The 23,509-nt window shown below is 68.8% G+C and carries 20 protein-coding genes; 9 read left to right on the top strand and 11 right to left on the bottom strand.

From position 1 onward, the window contains the following. Positions 1–35: 35 nt before the first annotated feature. The 4 genes from OG787_RS31300 to OG787_RS31285 are packed head-to-tail and all read left to right on the top strand — an operon-like array spanning position 36 to position 4,276. Entirely contained in the window at positions 36–2,861 is a 2,826-nt protein-coding gene (locus tag OG787_RS31300; protein WP_369035953.1) for a nitrate- and nitrite sensing domain-containing protein, read from the top strand. Continuing rightward, a complete protein-coding gene (locus OG787_RS31295; protein WP_369035954.1) occupies positions 2,858–3,286 on the top strand; it encodes a roadblock/LC7 domain-containing protein in 429 nt (142 codons plus the stop codon). The genes OG787_RS31300 and OG787_RS31295 overlap by 4 nt, the downstream gene beginning before the upstream one ends. Then, the gene (locus tag OG787_RS31290; RefSeq protein ID WP_369035955.1) at positions 3,283–3,672 is read left to right on the top strand and encodes a DUF742 domain-containing protein; all 390 of its coding nucleotides are present in this window, start codon (positions 3,283–3,285) and stop codon (positions 3,670–3,672) included. The genes OG787_RS31295 and OG787_RS31290 overlap by 4 nt, the downstream gene beginning before the upstream one ends. Further along, the gene (locus OG787_RS31285) at positions 3,653–4,276 is read left to right on the top strand and encodes an ATP/GTP-binding protein (protein WP_369035956.1); all 624 of its coding nucleotides are present in this window, start codon (positions 3,653–3,655) and stop codon (positions 4,274–4,276) included. The genes OG787_RS31290 and OG787_RS31285 overlap by 20 nt, the downstream gene beginning before the upstream one ends. A gap of 72 nt (positions 4,277–4,348) precedes the next feature. Here the strand turns inward: OG787_RS31285 and OG787_RS31280 are convergent, their stop codons facing one another. From OG787_RS31280 to OG787_RS31260, 5 genes are all read right to left on the bottom strand, one after another. Next, positions 4,349–5,800, bottom strand: a complete 1,452-nt coding sequence (locus tag OG787_RS31280; RefSeq protein ID WP_369035957.1) for a S28 family serine protease — start codon at positions 5,798–5,800, stop codon at positions 4,349–4,351. A 130-nt stretch (positions 5,801–5,930) separates the two neighbouring features. After that, entirely contained in the window at positions 5,931–6,254 is a 324-nt protein-coding gene (locus tag OG787_RS31275; protein ID WP_405540644.1) for a hypothetical protein, read from the bottom strand. A gap of 221 nt (positions 6,255–6,475) precedes the next feature. Beyond that, entirely contained in the window at positions 6,476–10,234 is a 3,759-nt protein-coding gene (locus OG787_RS31270) for an ABC transporter ATP-binding protein (protein WP_405537329.1), read from the bottom strand. 93 nt (positions 10,235–10,327) lie between these two features. Next, the gene (locus tag OG787_RS31265) at positions 10,328–11,371 is read right to left on the bottom strand and encodes an esterase-like activity of phytase family protein (RefSeq protein WP_405537328.1); all 1,044 of its coding nucleotides are present in this window, start codon (positions 11,369–11,371) and stop codon (positions 10,328–10,330) included. Between the two features lie 74 nt (positions 11,372–11,445). Continuing rightward, complete coding sequence (locus OG787_RS31260; RefSeq protein WP_405537326.1) at positions 11,446–12,318, bottom strand: serine hydrolase; 873 nt, start codon at positions 12,316–12,318, stop codon at positions 11,446–11,448. 207 nt (positions 12,319–12,525) lie between these two features. On the opposite strand from OG787_RS31260, the gene OG787_RS31255 reads away from it, so the two are divergent. From OG787_RS31255 to OG787_RS31245, 3 genes are all read left to right on the top strand, one after another. Then, positions 12,526–14,838, top strand: a complete 2,313-nt coding sequence (locus OG787_RS31255) for an ArnT family glycosyltransferase (RefSeq protein WP_405537324.1) — start codon at positions 12,526–12,528, stop codon at positions 14,836–14,838. 232 nt (positions 14,839–15,070) lie between these two features. Beyond that, positions 15,071–15,880: an endonuclease I family protein gene (locus OG787_RS31250; protein WP_369035962.1), complete on the top strand. Its 810-nt coding sequence runs from the start codon at positions 15,071–15,073 to the stop codon at positions 15,878–15,880. Positions 15,881–16,140: 260 nt separating this feature from the next. Beyond that, the gene (locus OG787_RS31245; protein ID WP_405537322.1) at positions 16,141–16,677 is read left to right on the top strand and encodes a hypothetical protein; all 537 of its coding nucleotides are present in this window, start codon (positions 16,141–16,143) and stop codon (positions 16,675–16,677) included. A gap of 235 nt (positions 16,678–16,912) precedes the next feature. On the opposite strand, the gene OG787_RS31240 is transcribed toward OG787_RS31245, so the two are convergent. Together OG787_RS31240 and OG787_RS31235 are read right to left on the bottom strand one after the other, a co-directional pair. Beyond that, positions 16,913–17,515, bottom strand: coding sequence for a hypothetical protein (locus tag OG787_RS31240; protein ID WP_405537321.1), 603 nt, complete (start codon positions 17,513–17,515; stop codon positions 16,913–16,915). A gap of 84 nt (positions 17,516–17,599) precedes the next feature. Then, positions 17,600–18,286, bottom strand: a complete 687-nt coding sequence (locus OG787_RS31235; protein ID WP_369035965.1) for an SMI1/KNR4 family protein — start codon at positions 18,284–18,286, stop codon at positions 17,600–17,602. Positions 18,287–18,518: 232 nt separating this feature from the next. Here OG787_RS31235 and OG787_RS31230 point away from each other — a divergent pair, with 232 nt between their 5' ends. Beyond that, positions 18,519–18,866 (top strand): hypothetical protein, encoded by a 348-nt coding sequence (locus OG787_RS31230; RefSeq protein ID WP_369035966.1) that lies wholly within the window; start codon positions 18,519–18,521, stop codon positions 18,864–18,866. 331 nt (positions 18,867–19,197) lie between these two features. Here the strand turns inward: OG787_RS31230 and OG787_RS31225 are convergent, their stop codons facing one another. The 3 genes from OG787_RS31225 to OG787_RS31215 form a co-directional block, all read right to left on the bottom strand. Beyond that, a complete protein-coding gene (locus tag OG787_RS31225; RefSeq protein ID WP_405537320.1) occupies positions 19,198–19,884 on the bottom strand; it encodes a hypothetical protein in 687 nt (228 codons plus the stop codon). Between the two features lie 951 nt (positions 19,885–20,835). After that, positions 20,836–21,033 (bottom strand): DUF397 domain-containing protein, encoded by a 198-nt coding sequence (locus tag OG787_RS31220; protein ID WP_405537319.1) that lies wholly within the window; start codon positions 21,031–21,033, stop codon positions 20,836–20,838. Between the two features lie 143 nt (positions 21,034–21,176). After that, a complete protein-coding gene (locus tag OG787_RS31215) occupies positions 21,177–21,935 on the bottom strand; it encodes a GntR family transcriptional regulator (RefSeq protein WP_405537317.1) in 759 nt (252 codons plus the stop codon). 195 nt (positions 21,936–22,130) lie between these two features. Between OG787_RS31215 and OG787_RS31210 the strand changes: the two genes are divergently transcribed. Beyond that, positions 22,131–22,589 carry an ATP-binding protein gene (locus OG787_RS31210; RefSeq protein WP_405537316.1) on the top strand — a complete coding sequence of 153 codons (459 nt, stop codon included), beginning with the start codon at positions 22,131–22,133 and terminating at the stop codon, positions 22,587–22,589. A 65-nt stretch (positions 22,590–22,654) separates the two neighbouring features. Here OG787_RS31210 and OG787_RS31205 read toward each other — a convergent pair whose 3' ends face one another. After that, on the bottom strand, positions 22,655–23,503 hold the full coding sequence (locus OG787_RS31205; protein ID WP_405537315.1) for a S1 RNA-binding domain-containing protein: 849 nt from the start codon (positions 23,501–23,503) through the stop codon (positions 22,655–22,657). Between the last annotated feature and the right edge of the window lie 6 nt (positions 23,504–23,509).

Here is a 23,509-nt window from a genome sequence, read left to right as displayed (position 1 = left end):
GACAGTCCGCCACCACTTACATGCCGGGAACCTCTGTGGCACTCCACGCACGCACGGCACAACAGCAGCAGGACCGGGCTCCGAAGGCTCAGGCGGCTCCGAAGCGCCAGTTGTCGCTACGGACGATCCTGCTCGTCCTGGCCCTGGTGCCCTGTCTCGCCCTGGTGGCCCTGGGCGCGATGAACTCGGCCCAGCTCTACGGCGACTGGCGGACCGTCCATGACCGCAACGAGGAGGGGAAACGCTTCGGCACCCCGATCGTCACCGTCTTCTACAACCTCCAGGCGGAGCGGCGGCTCAGCGCGGCGGCGCTCGCGGACCCCAAGGCCGACGAGACCGAGCTGACCCGGCAGCGCACGCGCACCGACAAGTCCGTACAGAGCCTCGAAGCGGTCGGCACCGCCCCGTCCTCTCTCACCGAGGCCTTCCAGGAGGTCACCCTCGGTCTGAAGAAGCTGCCCGACTACCGGGACGCCGTGGACCGGCGGTCCGCCGGCCGGCAGCAGACGTTCGACGCCTACACGAGCGTGATCGCGTCGAGCCTGCATCTGCTGGAGGACTTCAGCAACGTCGGCTTCGGTGAGACGTCCGTCCTCGTCCGCCCGGCCCTCGACGCGCAGTGGGGCCTGGAGATGCTCTCGCGCGAGGACGCGATCATCGCCGCCGGAGCGGCGAGCGGGCGGCTCACCGCCGAGGAGCGCTTCCAGCTGGCCGAGACGATCGGCAGCGAGCAGCACATCTACAGCGACAAGGTCGTGCCGCAGCTGCCCGCCGACCGGGCCAAGGCCTACCGGGCCGTGCTGTCGGGCGCCGACTGGAAGCGGAAGACCTCGGTCGAGCAGCGCCTGTTGAACACGGCGGACGCCGACGGCAGCGGCCGGACGGCCGTCTCCGCCGCGCAGGGCAAGCAGTGGCAGCAGAGCCTCGCCGGGATGACCCCCGCGCTGTTGCAGGCCAGCAGCGCCTACTCCGACGACCTCGTCGCCTCCACCGAGGACGAACTCGGCGGTCTGATGACCGACATGATGGTCAACAGCGCGGTGAGCACGGCGGCCGTGCTGCTGATGCTGGTCATCTCGCTGCGCCTCACCGGCATGCTGCGCCGCCGGATCTTCGGGCTGCGTGCCGAGGCACTCCAGCTCCAGGAGCGGCTGCCCGACATCGTGGAGCGGCTGCGCAACGGCGAGAAGGTCGACACCGACGCCGAACTGCCCGAGATCCGGCACGGCGACGACGAACTCGGCCAGCTCGGCCAGGCCCTCAACCAGGCCCGCACCTCGTCCCTGGACACCGCCGTGCGGGAGATCGAGCTGTACCGCGGTTTCGAGCGGCTGCTGCAACGTATCGCCCGGCGCACCCAGTTGCTGATCGGTATGCAGCTGAAACGTCTCGGCGAGATGCAGCGGCGGCACGAGGACCCCGAGGTCCTCGAAGGGCTGTTCGACCTCGACCACCTGGCGGCCCGGCTGCGCCGCTACGAGGAGAACCTGGTCATCCTCGGCAGCGGGACACCGCAGCGGCGCTGGCGCAGGCCCGTTCTGCTGCTGGACATCCTGCGCTCGGCGCAGGGCGAGGTGCAGGACTACCGGCGCATCCGGATCGACACCGACGGCGAGACCTGGCTGTCGGAGCGTGCGGTCGGCCCGATGGTGCACCTGCTGGCGGAGCTGATGGAGAACGCGGTGTCGTTCTCCCGGCCGCCGACCCCGGTCGAGGTGACCGCCTCCCAGGTGGGGCGCGGCATCGCGATCGAGATCGAGGACCGCGGCATGGGCATGGACCCGGAGCAGTACGCCGAGGCGAACGAGCTGATGGCCAGCCCGCCCCGGATGGACGTGATGTCCCGCGCCGACGACGCCCGGCTCGGCCTGTACGTCGTGGCCCGGCTCGCCGCCAACCTGGGCCTCCAGGTGGAGCTGCGGCCCTCGTCGTTCGGGGGCACCCGGGTCGTCGTCCTGGTCCCCGCGGAGCTGATCACGGGCGGCCAGCAGGTCCCGGCGCGGCCCGCCTCGCTGCCGGCCTCCCCGTCGGCACCGGTCCCGGACCGCCTCGCGCTGCGCGCCTCGACCGCCCGCCCCACGTACCCGGAGGCCCAGGACCCGCTCACGCTCCACGGCGCACCCTCGTACCCCGGGCAGGCGGACGCCCCCGCACCGTCGGCGGCCCCCTTCGCGGACCCGCTCACGCCCCGCGGAACCCGCGACCGTTCCGGCCCCCCGGCAGCCCCCTTCCCGGACCAGCTCACGCCCCGCGGAACCTCCGACCGCCCCGGCACCTCGGCAGCCCCCTTCCCACTCCACGGAACCTCCGACCATTCCGGCACCCCGGCAGCCCCTTTCCCGGACCCGCTCACACTCCGCGGAGCCCCCGACCGTTCCGGCCCGGCGGACTCCCCCACTCGCCCCGCACCCCGGGCGCGCGGCGCGCACGCCGGTGAGCAGGAGGGGTACGCCCGTCCGCTCATCGGCCCCTGGATCGCGCCGTCGGCACCGTCCGGGTCGGCGTCCGGGTCGGCGGCGCCGTCGGCCCGCCCCCCGCAGGCCCCCGCCCAGGCGTCCAACGGCAGCCAGAATCCGCTCCCCCGGCGCGTCCGGCAGGCGAGCCTCGTCACCGAACTCCGGGAGCCGCCCTCGTACCCCGCCGCCGAACAGCCGCGCACCGGCCCCGCCGGCGCTTCCGCGCCGCCCCTGCCCCGTCGGAAGGGAGGCAGGTCCGGCGCCACCGTCGGTGCCTTCCAGCGCCAGTCGCGGGCCTCCCGGCTCAGGCCCGACGCGGACAGTCAGCCCGGACACCAGACCGAACACCAGCCCACCCACCCCTCACCGGGACCCGACCGGGCCCGGAAGGAAGACGGACGATGACTCTGCGAACCACTGCCACCAACTCCGACCTCGACTGGCTGCTCGACCGTCTGGTCGACCAGGTTCCGGGCACCCGGAACGCCATCGTGCTGTCCGACGACGGGCTGGTGGTGAGCCAGTCCAACAGCATCGCCCGGGTCGACGCGGAACGCCTGGCCGCCATCGCCACCGGTCAGCAGAGCCTGGCCCGCGGTGTCGGTGAGGTCTTCGGCGGCGGTGCCGTCCACCAGGTCATCATCGAACTGGACGAACTCTGGCTGTTCATCAGCTCGGCCGGCCGGGGCACCCACCTGGCGGTCGTGGCGGACCAGGAGGTCGACGCCGAGATCATGGCCGTGGCGATGGACACCCTCGTACAGCAGGTGGGGCAGCGGCTGGGGACCGAGGTGCGGGTCCAGCGCCTGGAGGGCGGGGGGCGTGAGTGAGCCACTGGGCGGACGCGTCGCCGGACGACGACGATGCCGAGGAGAGTCTCGTCCGGCCGTACACGATCACCCATGGGCGTACGGCCTCGGTACGTGACGACCTCACCCTCATCACGGTGATCGCCACCGTCTCGCCGGCCGAACGGCCCGCCGACCGGGGGCTACAGCCCGAGCACCGGGTGATCCTGCGGCAGTGCCGTACGCCGGTGGCGCTCGCCGAGGTCGCCGCCGGGCTGAATCTGCCCGTGGCGGTGACGAAGATCCTCGTCGGCGACCTCATCACGCTGGACCGGGTGACTGCCCGGCCGCCGCTCGCGGTGGCCGTCGGCCAGGAACCGGACATGACTCTTCTTCAGGCGGTGAAGGATGCCCTACTCAGACTCTGACGAACAGGCCGGGTCACAGGCGTCCGCGGCCGGGACGCCCACCGCGCCCGCCGCGGTGAAAATACTGATCGCGGGCGGCTTCGGCGTCGGCAAGACCACCATGGTCGGCTCCGTGAGCGAGATCCCGCCGCTGCACACCGAGGAGCAGCTGACCGTCGCGGGCCTCGGGGTCGACGACCTCGACGGGGTCGAGCGGAAGACCACGACCACCGTGGCGCTGGACTTCGGCCGGATCACGGTGAGCAGCCAGCTGGTCCTCTACCTGTTCGGGACGCCCGGCCAGGAACGCTTCTGGTTCATGTGGAACGACCTGGTGCACGGGGCGCTCGGCGCGGTCGTCCTCGCGGACACCCGGCGGCTGGAGAGCAGCTTCGCGTCGATCGACTTCTTCGAGAGCCGTGGCGTGCCGTTCGTGGTCGGCGTCAACTGCTTCCACGGGATGCGGGACCGCACGGTGGCGGAGGTACGGGACGCGCTCGACCTGGACCCGGGGGTCCCGGTCGTCATGGGTGACCTCCGGGAGCGGCTGGACAGCCGGGACCTGTTGCTGGCCCTGGTCAATCTGCTGATGGCGGGGCGGCCGCCGGCGGCGATCGGCGGCTGACACGAGCGCGGGCTCGACGGCAGCCGCCGTCGAGCCCGCGTCGCATTCAACTACCCATGCTCTCCACAGCCGTTACGGCCGCAGCGTGGGCTCCCGCTCGATGTTCCGCTTGTCGAGCTTCGCGTCGTACGTCGCCAGCGGCTTGGCCGCCGACGGGTTGGACTGGACGGTGGTCGAGGCGACGCCCGCCCACTCCAGGATGCGGGCCGTGGCGAACGCCTTCTGCTCGGGGACCAGAGCCGCGACGTTCGCGCCGTGGTTCAGGCCGGGGGCGGTGAAGACGTACGAGTCCTTCGCGCCCTTGCCGAGACGGAACTGCTCGGCGCCCCACGGGTCGTTCTGCCCGTACACGAACAGCATCTGGTTGGCGCGGTGCTTGACCCAGTTGTCGACGTCACGCATCGCCCGCGGCTGGAACTTCATCGAGATGTCCCGGGGGACGAACTCCCGCGGCGGCATGTAGCCGTAGCGGATGTACTTCTTCTCGATGTGCGGGAACTTGATGGTGGGCGCGCCGAGTTGGGTGCCCGCCTGGTAGTAGTACGGCGTGTACGGCTCCAGGCCCTGGTCGGTGTAGAAGGAGAACCCGGCGATCGTGTCGATCGATGTCCAGATGTCGTCGTCGGTCGCGTTCTTCGCGTCGGCCGGGATGGACTCGCAGTCGGCGAGCAGGCTGTACTGCCAGAAGCCCCAGACGTAGTCGAGCACGGTGGCCTCGTACGCCTTGTCGAGGCTGCCGATGGTGTCGAAGGTGAAGCCCTCGGCGGCGGCGAACTCCGCGTACCGCTTCTCCAGCGGCTCCCGGCGGACGAGCGCCTCGCGCTGCACGCCGTTCAGCCGGTCGCGGCACTCCTTGGTGCCGACGGTGGCGAAGAACCGGTCGTAGGCCGAGTCCTCGTTGTTCACCACGTCGTTGGGGGCGACGTACGCGACGACGCCGTCCATGTCACGCGGGTAGAAGCGCTCGTAGTACGTGGCGGTCATGCCGCCCTTCGAACCGCCCGTGGACAGCCACTTCTTGGCGTAGATCTTCTTCAGCGCCGTGAAGACGCGGTGCTGGTCGCTGGCCGCCTGCCAGATGTCCAGCTTGGACCAGTTCGCCGGGTCGGGCCGGGACGGCGTGAAGAAGCGGTACTCCAAGGAGACCTGGTTGCCGTCGACGATCCGCGTCGGCTCGCTGCGACTCGGGTTCGTGTTGACGAAGTACCCGCTGGTGAAGAACACCGTCGGGCGCGCGACGTCCTTGTGCAGGACGGTGATGCGCTGCTGGAACGTGCCCTTGGACGGGTGCCGGTGGTCGATCGGCTGGGTGTAGTTGAGGACGAAGTACCGGTAGCCGGTGTACGGCTTCTCCTGGATCAGGCTCATGCCCGGTATCGCGAGGAGCTGGTCCTTGATGTCCGCGCTACTGGTCGTTTGTGTGGTGCCGGTGGCCTCCGGCTGAGCGGCGGTCGCCGCTCCCGCCGTACTCAACGTGCCGATGAGCACGGTGAGCGCCAGCAGCCATCTGAGCGCCTTGCGCATGCACCCTCCCCTATGAAACATCTGTGCGCCGGAAGCTATCGGAGCAACTGCCGGACGCACCAGGGGAGATAGGGAAATCCCTCGGGCAGGGGATCGGTAAATAGGGTGTGAGCAGAGTGCCGGGAGGGGCTCAACACCGAATCCAGCCAGAACTGACCGATCCTCGCCCAACCGTCCCCTTCACCCACACATGCCGCCGTCCCGCGTGCACGGTGACCGGGCCGGCCCGCTTCGAGAACTCGCCCTCGTCGACGACCGGGCGTCCGCCGCGCGCCCGTACGCTCACCGACATCCACTGGCGGACGCCGGGGCGCTTGGAGAGGGTGACTGCGCAGACGTAGCCGCTGCGGCGGTAGATGTGCACCTCGCCGGTGGAGAAGGTGAGTGTGCGTGCTTTGCGCCCTGAGCACGCCGAGGCCGCCTCGGCGCTCCCCGGGCTCATGAGGGCGAGCATGCCGGACGCGGTCAACACGGCCAGCCCGAGGGCTATCCGTCGTCGTACGGAACCACCACTCACCGTCGTCTCTCCCGTCACCGCCGATTACCGTACTGATGTACGGACGCGAGGGGTGTGTCGAACGGTTGCGTGGTCTTTCGGCTGCGGGTCCGCTGTGGCTGGTCGCGCAGTTCCCCGCGCCCCTGAAGAACGGCCCCTGCGGGGCGTTCAACGTTCAGTCAGCGGGATGAGGATGTGACCGGTTCCTCCTGGTCCGGGGTTCCTACGAATGTGCGCCACAACTCTGCGTAGCGGCCGTTCAGTTGGAGGAGTTCGTCATGGGTGCCGTCCTCGGCGACGCGCCCGTGTTCCATGAGTACGACCCGGTCGGCGCGGGCCGCCGTGGTCAGGCGGTGGGCTACCACCAGGGTTGTACGGCGGCCTGCGAGGCGGTCCGTGGCCTGGTTGACCTGGGCCTCGGTGGCCAGGTCCAGGGCCGCCGTGGCCTCGTCGAGGAGGAGGATGTCCGGGTCGACCAGTTCGGCGCGGGCCAGTGCGATCAGCTGGCGTTGGCCCGCCGAGAGGTTACGGCCGCGCTCGGCGACCTCGTGGAGGTAGCCGCCGTCGAGGGTGGCGATCATCTCGTGGGCGCCGACCGCCCGCGCCGCCGCCTCCACCTGGGCGTCGGTGGCGTCCGGACGCCCGTACGCGATGGCGTCCCGCACGGTCCCCTGGAACAGGTACGCCTCCTGCGGCACGACCCCGAGGCGATGCCGGTACGAGGTGATGTCGAGGGCGCGCAGATCGGTGCCGTCGACGGTGACCCGGCCGCCGGTCGGGTCGTAGAAGCGGGCGACCAGCTTCACGAGCGTCGACTTGCCGGCGCCGGTCTCCCCGACGAAGGCGACGGTCTGCCCCGCCGGAATCGTCAACTCGACCTCGCTCAGGGCCTCTTCGTCGTCCCCGTACGCGAAGTCCACGCCCTCGAAGGCGATGTCCCCGCGCAGGGACAGCACCTCCAGCGGCTCCTCGGCGGCCTCGGTGGAGGTCCGCTCCTGGAGCAGTTCCTGGATGCGGCCCAGCGAGACCGTCGCCTGCTGGTACCCGTCGAAGACCTGCGAGAGCTGCTGCACGGGTGCGAAGAACAGGTCGATGTAGAGCAGGTACGCCACCAGCGCACCCGTCGTCAGCGTGCCGTTCTCGATCCGCCCCGCGCCGACGATCAGCACCGCCGCGGCCGCGACCGAGGCCAGCAGCTGTACGAAGGGGAAGTACACGGAGATCAGCCACTGGCCCCGGACACGCGCCCGGCGATAGCTGTCGCTGCCCTCGGCGAACCGCTCGCCACCCGCCCGCTCACGCCGGAAGGCCTGCACGATCCGCAGCCCGGACACCGACTCCTGGAGGTCGGCGTTGACCAACGACACACGCTCACGGGCGAGTTCGTACGCCTTGACGCTGGCCCGGCGGAAGTAGAACGTGCCGACGACCAGCACCGGGATGGTCACGAACACGACGAGGGCGAGCTGTACGTCGATCACGAGCAGGGCGACCATGATGCCGAAGAAGGTGACGACGGAGACGAAGGCGGTGACCAGGCCCGTCTGGAGGAACGTGGAGAGGGCGTCGACGTCGGTCGTCATCCTCGTCATGATCCGGCCGGTCAACTCCCGTTCGTAGTAGTCGAGTCCGAGGCGTTGCAGCTGGGCGAAGATCTTCAACCGGAGTGCGTACAGCACGCGTTCGCCGGTACGGCCCGTCATCCGCATCTCGCCGATCTGCGCCGCCCACTGGACGACGACGGAGACCAGGGCGAGCGCGGAGGCCGCCCACACGGCACCCAGGGCGAGTTGGGAGACGCCCGAGTCGATGCCGTGCCGGATCAGGACCGGCAGGAGCAGGCCCATGCCCGCGTCGACGGCGACGAGCCCGAGGCTCACCAGCAACGGCGTACCGAAGCCGCGCAGCAGCCGCTTCAGCCCGTACGAGTCCTCGGGCGTGACCGCGCGGGCCTCGTCGATGACCGGGGTGTCGGCGGCCGGGGGCAACGCCTCGACCTGGGCGAGGAGTTCGGGCGTGGCCGGCATCCCGTCGAACGCCGTGTCCTTGCGCTCGCGGTCACCGGTCCACAGCCTGGGGGTGACCCCGCGCTCGGCGTCGAACTCGGCGTCCAGCTCGTCCCGTACGGAGGTGTCCTCGGGCGGCAGGGAGGGCAGTGCACGGCCGGGCGAGACGCCGCCCAGCTCGTCCGGGTCGGTCAGCAGCCGCCGGTACAGGGCGGAACGGGCCTGGAGTTCCTCGTGGGTGCCGATGTCGGCGAGGCGTCCGGCGTCGAGGACGGCGATGCGGTCGGCGAGGCCGAGGGTGGAGCGGCGGTGGGCGATGAGGAGGGTCGTCCGGCCCTCCATGACGTGCTTCAGGGCCTCGTGGATCTCGTGCTCGACGCGGGCGTCCACGGCGGAGGTGGCGTCGTCGAGGACGAGGAGGCGGGGGTCGGTGAGGATCGCGCGGGCCAGTGCGACGCGCTGGCGCTGGCCGCCGGAGAGGGTGAGGCCGTGCTCGCCGACCTTGGTGTCGTAGCCGTGGGGCAGCTCGGCGATGAAACGGTCCGCCTGTGCGGCGCGCGCGGCGGTGAGGATCTGCTCCTCGGTGGCGTCCGGACGGCCGTACGCGATGTTGTTGCGGACGGTGTCGGAGAAGAGGAAGGAGTCCTCGGGGACGAGCCCGATCGCGGCCCGCAGCGAGTCGCTGGTCAGCTCGCGGACATCGTGGCCGCCGACGAGGACCGCGCCGCGCGTCACGTCGTAGAAGCGCGGGAGGAGGAGGGAGACGGTCGACTTGCCGGAGCCCGACGACCCGACGACGGCGAGGGTCTCGCCGGCCCGGATCTCCAGGCTGAGCCCGTCGAGGACGGGGCGCTCGGGGTCGTACCCGAACGACACGTCGTCGAACTCGACGGTTGCCGGGGCGTCGGCGGGCAGGTCCTTGTGGCCGTCGGAGATGGAGGGCTTGGTGTCGATCAGTTCGAGGACGCGTTCGGTACCGGCCCGCGCCTGCTGGCCGACGGTCAGCACCATGGCGAGCATCCGCACCGGGCCGACGAGCTGGGCGAGATAGGTGGAGAACGCGACGAACGTACCGAGCGTGATGTGCCCGCCCACGGCCAGCCAGCCGCCCACGGCGAGCATCGCGACCTGCCCGAGCACGGGCACGGCCTGGAGGGCCGGGGTGTAGACGGAGTTGAAGCGGATCGTCCGCAGCCGCCCCGCGAAGAGCCGCCGCCCGACCTCCCGGAGCTTCCCGGTCTCCTGGTCCTCCTGCCCGAACCCCTTCACCACGCGTACGCCCGTCACGGCGCCGTCGACGACACCCGCGACGGCGGCGGCCTGGGCCTGCGCGTACCAGGTGGCCGGGTGGAGCTTCGTACGGCTGCGCTTGGCGATGATCCACAGGGCGGGGGCGACCGCGAGGGCGACCAGGGTCAGCGGGATCGACAGCCAGGCCATGATCGCGAGGGACATCAGGAAGAGGAGCAGGTTCCCGATGGTCATCGGGAGCATGTAGAAGAGGCTCTGGATCAGCTGGAGGTCGCTGGTGGCCCGCCCGACGATCTGCCCGGTCGACAGCTCGTCCTGGCGGCGCCCGTCGAGCCGGGTGATCGTCCCGAACATCTCCGTCCGCAGGTCGTGCTGGACGTCGAGGGCGAGCCGGCCGCCGTAGTAGCGGCGGATGTAGGTGAAGACGTAGACGAGGACGGCGGAGACGACGAGCGCGCCCGCCCAGGGGGCCATCGAGCGGGTCTTGTCAGCGATCACGTCGTCGATGATCACCTTGGTGATCAGCGGGACGATCGCCATGAGGGCCATACCGCCGAGGGAGGCGCCCAGGGAGAGCACGACGTCCTTCGGATACCGCCAGGCGTATCCGACCAGCCGCCGCGCCCATCCCTGCGCCTGTTCCGGCTCCGGTTTCGGCTCCCGCCCCCGCTGGTCTGTCACTCCGGTGCCTTCCGTAGATCCACACGTCCATACTCCGCCGGTAGGCACCAACGCGGGCGGAAGCGGATTTCATCCCTCCGCAACAAACAGGGCTTATGCCGTACGGACCCGCAGGAAGTAGAAACGGGTCGTCTGTACGGCGTTCTGGTTGTCGTCGCTGACCAGGAGGACGCGCAGGCCGCCGTGGGTGCGGCCGGTGATGACCATGCCCTCGATGTTGTCGAGGAGGGGGTTGGGCTGCGGCTGCTTCGCGGTCGCTCCCAGTGACGGGCAGTTCACGATGTCGGCGAGGAGGGTCTTCTTGACCAGGCGTACGCCGTCCTGCCCGGTGACGTTCTCGACGCCGCTCGTGTCGGTGGCGTGGCGCGGGTCGGCCAGGTAGAGGCGGACGGTGTTGCCGACGCCGGAGGTGAAACCGCGCTCCAGGACGAGAAGGCGTCCGTCGGGGGTGGCCGCGACCTCGGGGACGCCCAGGCCGGTGTCGGTGCGGTAGGCGTACTGGGCGCCGAGGACGAAGTGGCCGCCCTTCCGCTCCCAGGTCTGCCAGCGGACGATGCCGGTGGAGTCGCCGGAGATCGCGTACTCCATGGAGGCGAGGAGCGTACGGCCGCCGGGGAGGAGGGTGAGCCCCTCGAAGGTCTGGTTGGCGGTGGCGCGGCCGGCCGGGGCGGCCTGGAGCGCGTCCGGTACCGGGAGCCGGTCGAGGATGCGGCCGTCGCGAGAGTAGCGGCGTACGGAGGGTTCCGTCTCGGAGGAGACGAGCCGGGTGCCGTCGCGGTCGACGACCAGACCCTCGGAGTCGAGCGCGGCGCCGGTCTCGTCGGCGAGGGGGACGACGCTCGTCGGGCTCAGGGTCCGCCGGTCGAGGGTGAAGAGGGACGAGCGGTCGGAGAGGGCGGCGAGGTCGCCGTTCCGGTCGACCGCGAGCGCGGAGAAGTTGCCGACGAAGGTGCCGTCGTACGTCGTCTTGTCGAGGGCGTCGGAGAAGCGGTCGATGGAGACGGTCGGCGAACAGGCGTTGCTGATGTGCGAGTTGGCGTCCGCCGGTCCGGCGGCGGTCAGGCAGGTGGCCGCCGCCAGGCCGGCGGTGACGGTGGTGAGTACGGTTCGCAGAGATCGCTGGGGTCGCAGGCGCATGGCGGTCACCGTAGGTCGGGTCGGTGACGGCCGGGAGGCGCTGCGGTGAAGTCGGCCTGTGATCGGCTCTGTGATCAGCTCGCTGCGAGGTCCCTGTGGACGACCTTGGCGACGCGTTCGATGGTCGTGATGCCGTAGTTCCAGGTGCTGTTGCCGTGGGTGAGCACGGAGATCATGTAGTCGTGGCCGCCGCCCTTGAACGAGCCGACGCTGTGCACCCGCCAGCCGTGCGAGGCGCGCTGAAGCCAGCCGTTCTTGACGTGCACGGAGACACCGGAGGGCACGCCCTTCGGCGTACCCCAGCGCTGGGACGAGATGACCTGGTTCATCAACTTCAGGATGTACGCACGGGAGTTGTCGGTCAGGACCGTGTTGTGGATGGTGGTGAGCGCGAGGAGCTTCTGTTCGTCGCGGGCGGTGATCTGGGTGAGCCCCCAGTAGCCGTTGGCGCCGGGCCTGGTCTGGGTCATGTTGGCGGCGGCGAGGAAGCCCTTGATCTTCGTCACGCCGAGCTGGCTCCACAGCTTGGTGGTGGCGGCGTTGTCCGACTTGGTGATCATGGCCGTGGCGCGGCTCTTCTCCGTGGCGGTCAGGGCTCGGCCGGTCTTCTGGGCGTCCCAGAGCAGGGTCGCGAGGACGGTCACCTTGACGACACTGGCGGAGTCGAAGGCCGTCTGCGCTCGGTACACACAGGTGGTTCTGGTGGAGCGGTCGAAGACGCCGACGCTGATGGAACCCTGGCGCCCGGCGAGGGCGGAGGTGATGTCCCGCTTCAGCTTGGTGGCGAGGGCGGGCTTGGCCGACGTACAACTGACCGCCGCGGTGGCGGCGTTGGCGGGTGTGGCGGTGGCGAGCAGCGAGATCGCGGTGGTGGCGCCGACGACGACACCGAGTGCGCGGGCACGCGCGGATCTGGATGTCGCGGATCTGGCTATGTGGTGAGTCATGGAGGTTCCCCATCCCCGTGAAAGACGTCAGCGGCCCCCCGGCACGCTGGTCTCCTTTGACTCACATGCACGTACGAATGGTTGTACGCCTGCCCGATTTCCTTTGGGTAAAGCATGCACCGCACGTAACGCACTGTTGCCCGTATTCACAGGTGGCCCCCAGGTGCGCCACAGCCCTCACCCACCCCCCGTCCAGACGATTCGATGGTGACATCTGCCACCGACCCACACCCCCACGCCCCGGAAACCCCCGCGGCCGCCGATCCCGCGGCCCCCGCGGCTCCACCGGCCCCCACCGCGCCAGGCACGCCCGGCACGCTCGAGAAGGCGCCGCGCTGGTCGCTGCCCGCGCTGCTCGCGATCATGGTGCTGGCCGGAGTCCTGTACTCCTGGAACCTCTCCTCCTCCGGCCTCAACAGCTTCTACAGCGCGGCCGTGCTCAGCGGAACGCAGAGCTGGAAGGCGTGGTTCTTCGGCTCGCTCGACGCGGGGAACTTCCTCACCGTCGACAAGCCACCCTTCGTCCTCATGGTCATGGGCCTGTCCTGCCGGGTGTTCGGCTTCGGCACGTGGCAGATGATGGCGCCGCTGATCGCGTCCGCGCTCGGCACCATCTGGATCCTGCACTCCTCCGTGAAGCGGGTGTTCGGCCACGCGGCGGCGACCGTGGCCGCACTCGTCCTGGCCCTCACCCCGATCACCGTGGCCATCAACCGGGACAACAACCCCGACACGCTGCTGGTCTGCCTGATGGTGGCGGGCGCGGCCCTCGCCCTGCGCGCCACGCGTGACGGCAAACTGCTGCCGCTGCTCGGCTCGGCGGTGTGCTTCGGTCTCGCCTTCAACACGAAGATGCTCCAGGGCTACATCGCCCTGCCGGCCGTCTTCGCGGTGTACCTCTTCGCGGCCAACCTGGGCCTCGTGAAGCGGATCGTGAACCTGCTGCTCGCGGGTGTCGCGCTCGCGGTGGCCAGCTTCTGGTGGGCGACGGCGGTCTCCCTGGTCCCGGCCGACGAACGCCCGTACATCGGCGGCTCGACGGACGGCAGCGCCTGGAACCTGATCATGGGCTACAACGGCCTCGGCCGCGTCTTCGGCGGCGAGGGCAACGGCGGGGGCGGCGGTGGCGGGGGCGGCGGCTTCTCCGGGACCGCGGGCATCGGCCGGATGTTCAACGAGATCCTGGGCGGCCAGATCTCGTGGCTGATCCCCTTCGCGGGCATCGCGCTGGTGGGCGGCCTGGTGTTGATCGGCCGGGCCCCGCGCACGGACGCGACCCGCGCCGCACTCCTGATGTGGGGCGGCTGGACACTCCTCCACTACCTGACCTTCGCCATGGCCGAAGGCACGATGCACCCGTACTACACGACCGCCCTCGCGCCCGGCATCGCGGCGCTGTGCGGTGGCGGCGGAGTGCTCCTGCTGCGCGCGTTCCGCACGGACAAGCGCTGGGTGTGGGTACTCCCGCTGGCCCTCGGCATCACCGGGGTCTGGTCGGTAGTCCTCCTGCGCCGGACGTCCGACTGGAACGCGTGGCTGTGGCCGACGATCGCGGTGCTGATGGCACTGGCGATCACGGGTCTGCTGGTCTTCCGTACCGGACGCCGAGTCCAGCTCCTGGCAGCCTCCGTGGTGGCGGCGATCGTCGCGGCGGTGGCCGGCCCGGCCGCGTACTCCTTCGCGGAGACGTCGGCGACGGGCGGCGGCATGGGCGGTACGAACCCGACGGCGGGCCCGTCGACGGGTGGCGGCATGGGTGGTCCGGGTGGCGGCGGGGGCGGTGGCAATCGTGCGGGCGGCGGCTTCCCCGGCGGTGGCGGCCAGGGCCAGCAGAACGGCCAACAGCAGGGCGGTCAGGCCGAGGGCGGCCAGCAGGGCGGTCAGATGGGTACGCCGCCCAGTGGCGGGATGCCCAGCGGGGCGCCCGGCGGCACCGGTCAGCAGGGCGGTGGCATGGGTACGCCCCCGGGCGGCACGAGCGGCACCGGCGGTGAGACCGGCGAGGCCGGCGGCCAGCAGCAGAGCGGACAGCCCGGCGGCATGGGCGGCGGAGGTATGGGCGGCGGTGGCGGCATGGGCGGCGGCGCCAGCACCGAGCTGATCACGTACCTGAAGAAGCACCAGGACGGCGCCAAGTGGCTGCTGGCGGTGTCCAATTCGCAGGGTGCGGCACAGCTGATCATGAGCAGCGGCGAGCCGGTGATCTCCATGTGGGGCTGGACCGGCACCGACAAGGCGATGACCCTGGCCAAGCTCAAGGAGCTGGTGAAGAAGGGCGAGTTGCACTACATCCAGCTCGGCGGCGGTATGGGCGGAGGGGGCGGCATGGGCGGCTCCAGCCTCAGCTCGGAGGTCACGGCGTGGGTGCAGGAGCACGGCACGGCGGTGAAGGAGAGCGAGTACAGCACGTCGTCGAACTCGACGTCGAACTCGACGACGGAGGAGAGCGAGTCGGGCACGCAGACGAGCGCTCAATCCACGTCGTCGATCTACCGCCTGGACGCGTCGGACGTCAGCTGAGCCCGAAGGACAACGAGTGGCCCCCGACCGGAACGCCGGTCGGGGGCCACCCCGTTTCCAGACGATCCCTTGCCCTCCCCTTGGCTCTACGCGCGTCAAATCGAGCCGAAATCAGCCGAGTTGCCGGACTCCGTCACCCAACGGACACGCGCAGTTCATTGCCTGAAACGCATGTCCATGTCACGCTCCCGGATGTCCCGCTCAATCGACACGCGTAGAACGGACACCCCCGATGCCCGCGACGCAGATACGCCGCAGCCGTTGGAAGGCCGTGGCGCTCGCCACGTCGACCGTCATGGCCGCCCTCGCCATCCCCACGATGGCCGCGACTCCGGCCGGCGCGACGACGACCGCGTACGACGCCACGTACTACAAGAACGCGATCGGCAAGACCGGCACGAGCCTCAAGTCCTCGCTGCACACGATCATCAGCAGCCAGACGAAGATCTCGTACTCCGCGGTCTGGAACGCGCTGAAGGTGACCGACCAGGACCCGAACAACAGCAGCAACGTGCTCCTGCTGTACAGCGGTGTCTCGCGCAGCAAGTCCCTCAACGGCGGCGACGTCGGCGACTGGAACCGCGAGCACACCTGGGCCAAGTCCCACGGCGACTTCGGCGAGGCGGTCGGCCCCGGCACGGACCTGCACCACCTGCGCGCCTGCGACGTCCAGGTCAACAGCACCCGCGGCAACCTGGACTTCGACAACGGCGGCAGCACGGTCACCAACGGCGGCGGCAGCACCGTCGACTCCGACTCCTTCGCACCGCGCGCCGCGGACAGGGGCGACGTCGCCCGCATGATCCTCTACATGACCGTCCGCTACGAGGGCGACGACGGCTGGGCCGACCTGGAGCCCAACGAGAAGGTGGGCAACGGCAGCAACCCGTACATGGGCAAGCTAGCCGTCCTCAAGGCCTGGAACGAGGCGGACCCGCCCAACGCCTTCGAGGAGCGCCGCAACGACCTCATCTACACCAACTACCAGGGCAATCGGAACCCGTTCATCGACCACCCTGAGTGGGTCGAGGCGATCTGGTAGACGGTCCGGCAGCGGACGGACGTACGCCATACCCTGAACGCCCCGTGATGCACGGGGCGTTCTCCCTATTCAGCGCCGTGGGACGGTGCGGAATCCGTTGCCGCGGCCCCGGGATGGCGGTGTACGGTCGTGTCCTGGTGGTTTCCCGGCCGCCTCTGGGTCCGCGGGCAGAGCTGCAAGCTCACCGGTTGCGTATGAGGATCACTGGCAGATCTTCCAGCCCGATGTCGCGGACCCGCGGGCGCCGAGGAAGGACTGCCTTGTCCGATCAACCGCGCCGTCTCCCCGACCGGCCCAGCCTCCGGTACCTGAAGATCGAGGCGAAACGCCGCCTCTCCACAGGGGAGTTCGCGACACTTCACGAAGCCCAGCTGGCCATCGCCCGCGAACACGGGCTGCCGAGCTGGACCGCACTCAAGGAACGCATCGAGGCCGAGAACCCAGCAAGCCACGCCCTGACGCACCTGCGGTGGGTGATGTCGCGCTTCACGGCAGCCGGCACCCCGGGATGGACACCCCCCGACGAGGAGGAACTGCGCCGGCACTTCGACGATCGTTACCTGAGCCTCGTACCGACGGACTGGGTGACCCACCTGTTCACCACGCTCGCCGAGCGACTGCGCGAGGGCCTCACAGACGTGGAGGCCGAACCGCTGTCCCTTCGCGCACACCTCGCCGACCTGCGCATCGAGACAGCGACCGAGACCGAACCACCGCACCGGCTGAGCAGTCTGCAGATGTACCCGGCGCGCGAACTCGGCGCCGACCTCCCCGGTGAGCCGCCGACCTCTGGTTGAGCATGCGATCAAGTGACGGCGTCGAGCGGGACTGGCCGATGTCAAGGAGCCTCATCGCCCTCGGGCAGAGCGAAAGCACTGCCGGGATTGAAGGGTGCGCATCGCCGAGCGTCGGGAAGCGCAGCAGCAGACGGGCATCGGGGGCGTCAACGTCCTCCGTTGCCGACTGGCGGGCAACGGACAGCAATGGGGCCACTGGCTGAATGCCCTCAACTTGCTGCCCACGAGCCCCGGGTCAGAGAAGGTCCCGCCAGAAGGAAACCGTCGCTCTCGGCTCCCAACTCTCATCGACGTCGCCGCGTGCTTCGTCGAACTCCTGGTGGATGTAGTCGGCCAGGTCCAGCCCGTAGCAGATGATGTCGGTCCCCCACATCGAGAGCACCGGATGCCCGGAGCTCCCCTGGCCTGCGGGAAGGTAGCGGTGGGCATAGACGGGCACGAGCACCGGAACATCGGCAAGGTGGAGTCGTGCGGTGGCCAGGGCGTCCACGTAATCGGCCGGCCGCTCACCCCAGGCCTCGTACCAGAACCTGTTGTGCTCGACGCTGAAGAGGACTCCCTCGACCGGCCAGTTGAGCCGCTCACGCAGCTTGACCGGATCCCCGCTGCGCCACTCGGGCCACGGCTTGGCCCAGGTCTGCCCCTCCTCGGGCGGCACATTGACAGGAAGCCCGGCGGCAAGGAACGCACGGTGATCGTCGGCGAACTCGAAGCCGTACTCGCGCTCGATACGCGCGAACTCGGCGTCGGTCAGCCCCGGTTCGAAGTCGTAGAGCCCTGTCTGCGCGAGCCGCCGCACGGCATCCGCACCCAGCCGCGTCCCCTCTTCACTGATCACCGGCGCACGCTAACGCGAAGGAGGGCGCATCGGCATCTGAGTTAGCAGCGACGCTGCCCCAATTCCCCTGTCTTTCAGCCCGGTTCACGACCGTTCAGACCGCCGGACGACTGCCTCAGACCTCTCGACCCAGCCGAGATACCAGTCCGCAAATGCGACCTCCCCGAGGGGACGGAATCTTCCGTCCCCCGGACGGTCATCGAGCCACACCTGCCCCCGCTGCGGACCGGACACAACAAGCCAGTGGCAACAACCGCAACCCTCGTGGCTGAGGCACACGGCACCGGAAGAGAACCAGTCGAACAACTTCTCGTCCTGTTCCAACCAGGCGCGATATGCCTCACGGAACCCAGCTTCGTCCTCGAAGTCGGACTCCACCGGCTCCTTGCTCTCGTGCTCGGCCTGAACACGCACGCTTTCCTCCCCGCCTGGAAAGGCAAAGCGCAATCGCTCGTGGACCGTACCTCCGCCCACCTCGCTCCACAGCCACCCGGCACCGGCATCAGTACGGCTCAGAACGGTGAGCCCATACCCCGGTCCAGCACCGCCGGCACCGACTTCGAGGAGGAAGTCCCGGTAGGCCGCGGGCAGCGAGACACCCCACTGAGCCTCCGCCTCGGCGACCTCCGACTCCGACAGCGGATCAGCAAGCCAGAAGTGATGCCCCACTCCGCCGTACCGATCCCATGCTCCGAAGACTTCCCGCACCTTGTCAGCGCGAGCCAGAGCCTTTACGCGCTGACGGACACCGCTCCAGTTCATCGCCCCCATGGACCAAAGGGTAGGCGGAGGCATTTGCTCCAGGCGCACACCCCAGCCAGGCCGAGGGGAGGTTGACTAGGCGAGTGATGCCAGCAGGGCAAGAGGCGCCGCACGACCGTATATGGAGGAGACTATTCCTCGCCAAGGTGGGCAAACCCAGCGCATGTCGGCCTCAGGAAATGACGAGCAGAGACGAGCCGAAGAAACTCGCCTATGGGAACAGCTCATATACGAAGGCGGAATGGTGTTCCAGATCGGCAACATCTTCCTGTTGGCCGAGTCACTCCTCGTTGTCGCCTACTCAGCCCTACTGGCGTCAAGCGACGCCAACCGAACCAGCGAAATCCTGGCGATACTGCGCGCGCTCGCGACGTTCGGCCTTATCACGTCAGCCGCTTGGTGCTACATGGCTCACCGGCAACTGCAGTTCGCCCAACGACTGGAAGATCGCGCCAAGTCCCGAATGTCCGACTATGCAGAATCGGTCTCTCACGCGAGTTCGCCAGGTTTGGAGTCCAAACTCCTTCTGGCGTACCTCATGCCGGTTGTGGCCGGGATCATGTGGATTTTGTTCCTGGTGATTGTGTAGTGAAGCTACGGGCCAGAAGGCCCCTCAGGGTAAAAGACACCCCACGGAGCAACCGTGTCTGGAGCGACGCCACCGAGCCGACATCCATCCTCAAGTCCTGAGCACATCGCATCATGGTCGCACCAGAACAGGCGGAAGCAGCAGGGAATCACGGTGAGGGTCGCCGAGTCTGATGAGGCTGGATACCAACTGCTCGCTCAGGTCGGCGCCTCAACCGACCAGAGAAGGACGCAGCTTCCCAAGCCGAAGTGGCAGCATCGGCCGGCTCTTGGCAACTTGGCTGGCCCTGAGTCCCAGCTTGCCGGCCGAAGGCGATACCTGCCCCGAGCCGTTATTCATCACTCCTGTCTAGCTGCCTTGACCGCGCCGTTGCCAGCACGCGTTGGGAGTAGACGCCTTCAGACTTGAGATCATCGAGGTATGACGGGATATCGATGATGCAGTCTCTGCATGACGTGGGCTGCTGGGTTTCGGTGTTGACGAGAACGGCCCTCCAGCGCGCACTTTCCGGTGGGCTCTTGACGGTCCAAGTGACCTTCCACTGACCGTTCTGAAGGATGTCTGCCCTGGGAGAGACCAGCCACTCGTAAGACCTGCCCGAAGGAGATATCGCTTCGGCGTCCGGTTGCGGCACCTCGGCGATGACGTGAACCACCATGCCCTGCGGGACCTGGGTCACAGTTCCTGAGAACTCGTAGGTCTTGCTTGACGGGCCGGTACCAGGCCGCTCACTCCAGGAGTCGAGGCTGATTTTAGGAGGAGCTTCAGGCTGGCGAGGATCGGCCCCGGCGAGAGTGAACATTCCTGTGATCAGTGCGGCAAGCAACCCACCGACCGCCCCTATCAAAGCGGTCGCTATGGACGTTGCCTCCATGCGCTGCCTCAGCCCACTGCGGCGGTGATCTGCAGAGGCTTGAGGTGTCGGCCGGCCAGGCTCAGAGGGTGCGGAGTCTGGAGTTCCGTGGTCCGGCGCGCCGGGGCCGTCGCTGCTGAGGGCGCTTGTGGTTCCGGTTGCCATACAAACTCCACGTGCTGGGCTAAACGCGCGTCCCATAATGTCGGAAGGCAGGGCACCCAGAGGTGGGAAACCGGACTCAACAGCACTCAAGTCCTGTGTCCTTGAGCACAGTTGGCGCGACTGACTCCGGCGATGCACTGACCCGAAAGGCGAAGCACTGGCTGCAGGGTCATGGCCGTGTCAGTCTCCGTCTCGTTCGGGGCCGATCACGGTCGTCCACATGAGACCCGCCGCCCGGAGCAGCACAGGACACAACCGTCGATGAACGCAGGTGGACGGCCCAGAACGATGCCCACGGCCCCATCAACACAGTTGGGAAGCATGCGCACTCTCCAGGGGCATCGCGTGTCACCATCAGGTGGAGGGCCCGCGATGAGCTTCGCGGCACGTGCGGCATCGTGGGGGGGAATTGTGGCAGCACCGACCTGGGGCGTCGTGGGCATAGGAGCCCTCTTTGTCGTAGCCGCTGGATACTGGCGCCTCGTGGAGCAAGAACGGATACGTCTGGGAGCAGATCCCCTCCACTTCCGCTTCTTCAGGGTGTGGGTACCCCTTGTCATCGGTGTGGCAGCACTGGGCAAGCTCCTCCGAGCCTTGGACGCCTCATTCCCGGTCGTGGTCATGTCCGACCTGTTGAGCCTTGCGCCAGCCGTCATTGCGGCTGGGCTGGGAGTGGTGGCCCCCAGAAAACGACGCTCGGAAGCCGGCACCACAACCGCACCAGATCCAACAGAGAACAGCGGGGAACCAAGGTGAAAGCAGACCATCCCGCAGAGGCCGCAGCCCGGCCGTTCGCCCAGGTCAGCGCTCCGCCCAGCCCCAAAGCGCCGCAGCTTCCCAAGCTGAGGCCCCGCCGGTACGTCGCCACCGTCGTGGCCAGGGCAACCACATCTCCTCGTGACAGCACCGAGTATTGCTCCGCCGAGCGACAGGCCCGTGCTTCAACCGGGGCTACAAGCCCTCGACCGCAACCCGTTCCATCCCGGCGAGAAACGACAGCCACGCCGCCGCCCCGACTACAACGACAGGGCCAGACAGGTGCTTCGAGTCACGGACGTCGATACCGTCTGTCCAGAGACGGATTTCTATGCATTCGCCGTTCTGGCCGCTGTAGCTGCTCTTGAACCAAGTGGTCCGCTGCGGCGACATGTGCTGCTCTTCCTTATGAGTCGGTCAGCCCCTCGGCGATCTCGATGATCCGGGACTCGGATTCCATCGCGCCGAGGGCTGCGGCACGGAGGTGGTCGAAGGCGCCTCCCAGCACTAATCGCCGGGTTCCCGTCAGCACCAATTCAGGCCTCGAAGCCGTACTCCAGCACATACGCGGCCGAGTCCAACACCATCTCGTTCACCTCGACGGCCACGCCCTCGGCATCGAACGCGGTCCGGGCGACCAGCACGACCGGCACACCGGACGGCAACTCCAGTCGCCCGGCCTCGTCGCCGCTCGGCATCCGGGAGCGGATCTCCTCGCGGAAGCGGACAGGCTTGCGGCCCAGTTCCTCAAGCCGCGCGTAGATGCCGCCAGGGCCCGTGTCCGGCTGCGTGATCGGCGTACCGGAGACCAGATCGGCCGCCAGATACGACGTAGCAAGTAGCACCGGTTTGCCGTCGAGGGCGTAGCGGCGCCGCCGCACGCAGACCCGCGCCCCTTCCTCCAGGTCCAGGACGCCGGCCACCACAGCCGGGGCCTCCTCCTCGCTCACCTCGACCGAGTCGACGACGAGTTCACGGCCTGCCGCGTCGGTCGCCCAGATGGACCGGCCTTCGCCCCACTCGGAGTGGGCAACCCGTTGGATACCCCGACGCCGAATGGGCTTGAAGTCCCGGACGAACACCCCGGCCCCCTTGCGCGCTTCGACTATGCCCTCCGCCTGAAGAACACCGAGAGCCTGCCGGGCCGTCATACGGGCAACGCCGTGTGCGTCCATGAGGTCGTTCTCGCCAGGGAGCCTCTCACCCGGGCCGTACTCACCGGATTCGATGGCCGCCCGCAGCTCCTCGGCAATGCGCTGGTACTTGGGCTGACGCCCCGCGCCCCGGCCGCTCATCAAAGTCTCCCTCCGATCATCTCTAGACATCCTAGGCACCGCTCACCGCCCCCTCACCACCCGTCAGCTATCACCTCCGAGCAATTTCGCTCACGTCTCTAGAGATGTATTGCGCAGGCTCGTCGTGAGCGCTTCAGTGGCTGCATCTCTAGAGAGGATTCCGATCCTCCCTAGTCCCGCGCCTCGGAGGTCTTCATGCCCGCCCACACCGCACCACCGCAACCTGCAACCGGCAGGTCGGAGACCACCTGGCAGCTCCCCCACACCCCCAGCAGCGCCCCCCGCGCCCGCGAACTCCTCCGTACCCAGCTCATCACCTGGAAGATCGACGGAGAAGTCGCCGAAACCGCCGAGTTGTTGCTCTCGGAGCTGATCACCAACTCCCTCCGGCACGCCTCCACCCCACCCGGCCGCAAGATCGGCCTGCGCCTCGCTACGTACGACAGGCGCCTGCGCGTGGAGGTCGCCGACGCGAACAACCGCCGACCCACGCCCCGACAGGCCGGCCCCGAGGACGTAGGAGGCCGTGGCCTCACCCTCGTACAAGCCCTCGCTGAGCGTTGGGGATGCTGTCCCCGACTGCACGGCATCGGAAAGGCGACGTGGGCGGAACTGGCACTGACGACGCCCCCACAGTCACCGCCCGCCCGCTGACCTGACGCTCTGACGCGCAACCGCCTCTCCTCACCACCGAACGACACGAGCGAACGACACAAGAGTCATCCGAGGTCAGGAGAGACCCGTCGCCGAGAAAGAGTCAGCCTGCGTCGGGCTCGGTCGAGCTCCGTGACCGTCACCTTGACCGCGTCGCCCACCCCGACGACCTCCTCCGGAGCTGCCACCGGTGTCCATGCGAGTTCCCGGAGAGGGACCAGGCCCTCTATCCCGTCGGCGACCTGGACGAACACTCCGAACGGGATCAGCCTGGTGACCCGTCCTTCCAGGGTCCGGCCCACCGGGGTGGCGTCGGCGAATGTCTGGAACGGGTCCTGCTCCATCGCCCGCAAGGACAATCTGGCCTCGCCGTTCCACGTGTCGAACTGGAGGAACTCGCACGAGACCCGCTGTCCGACCTCGACGACCTCCGAGGCCGATTCGAAGCGCCGCCAAGACAGTTCGGGGAACGACACGAACCCGACGCCGGGGAACACCGGGTGGTCTGGGCCCCCGTCCAGTGCGACGAAGACCCCGTAGCGTTCGATCGACGCGATCGTACCGGTGAGGATCTCGCCGTAGCGAAGTGAGCTGAGGAACGCCCAGAGTTCCGGGTTCTCGGCGGCCGCCATGGACAGTTCGACTCGACCCTCGTCCGGATCGACGGCGAGTACCTTCGCCGTGATCCGCTGGCCCACTTCCACCTCCGCAGCCGGGAAGCGGCGCCAGGACAGGTCCCGTGGTCCCACCGTCCCCAATGGGCGCGCGGGGAAGCCGTCCAGAGTGACCGTCACCCCGTCGGCAGACCGCGCGACCTCCGTCACGGTTCCGGTGCAGAGGCCGCCCACTCGGAGCGCTTCCAGGAACTCCCGGCAAGCCTGGTCGTCCGACGCTCCTCCGCCCACGCCACCCATACCGCG

The organism is Streptomyces sp. NBC_00075 (assembly GCF_045041225.1).
Lineage (GTDB): Bacteria > Actinomycetota > Actinomycetes > Streptomycetales > Streptomycetaceae > Streptomyces > Streptomyces adonidis.
Note: the sequence above shows the minus strand (reverse complement) of the source record. Positions and strands in the feature narration are given on the sequence as shown.

Bases quoted from the DNA above. Each gene is read 5' to 3' on its own strand.
- OG787_RS31280 (WP_369035957.1), bottom strand. From the start codon at position 5,800: ATGCGCAAGGCGCTCAGATGGCTGCTGGCGCTCACCGTGCTCATCGGC.
- OG787_RS31205 (WP_405537315.1), bottom strand. From the start codon at position 23,503: ATGGGTGGCGTGGGCGGAGGAGCGTCGGACGACCAGGCTTGCCGGGAG.
- OG787_RS31225 (WP_405537320.1), bottom strand. From the start codon at position 19,884: ATGGCAACCGGAACCACAAGCGCCCTCAGCAGCGACGGCCCCGGCGCG.
- OG787_RS31295 (WP_369035954.1), top strand. From the start codon at position 2,858: ATGACTCTGCGAACCACTGCCACCAACTCCGACCTCGACTGGCTGCTC.
- OG787_RS31250 (WP_369035962.1), top strand. From the start codon at position 15,071: ATGCCCGCGACGCAGATACGCCGCAGCCGTTGGAAGGCCGTGGCGCTC.
- OG787_RS31260 (WP_405537326.1), bottom strand. From the start codon at position 12,318: ATGACTCACCACATAGCCAGATCCGCGACATCCAGATCCGCGCGTGCC.
- OG787_RS31265 (WP_405537328.1), bottom strand. From the start codon at position 11,371: ATGCGCCTGCGACCCCAGCGATCTCTGCGAACCGTACTCACCACCGTC.
- OG787_RS31285 (WP_369035956.1), top strand. From the start codon at position 3,653: ATGCCCTACTCAGACTCTGACGAACAGGCCGGGTCACAGGCGTCCGCG.
- OG787_RS31235 (WP_369035965.1), bottom strand. From the start codon at position 18,286: ATGGGGGCGATGAACTGGAGCGGTGTCCGTCAGCGCGTAAAGGCTCTG.
- OG787_RS31220 (WP_405537319.1), bottom strand. From the start codon at position 21,033: ATGTCGCCGCAGCGGACCACTTGGTTCAAGAGCAGCTACAGCGGCCAG.
- OG787_RS31230 (WP_369035966.1), top strand. From the start codon at position 18,519: ATGGTGTTCCAGATCGGCAACATCTTCCTGTTGGCCGAGTCACTCCTC.
- OG787_RS31215 (WP_405537317.1), bottom strand. From the start codon at position 21,935: ATGAGCGGCCGGGGCGCGGGGCGTCAGCCCAAGTACCAGCGCATTGCC.
- OG787_RS31210 (WP_405537316.1), top strand. From the start codon at position 22,131: ATGCCCGCCCACACCGCACCACCGCAACCTGCAACCGGCAGGTCGGAG.
- OG787_RS31275 (WP_405540644.1), bottom strand. From the start codon at position 6,254: ATGCTCGCCCTCATGAGCCCGGGGAGCGCCGAGGCGGCCTCGGCGTGC.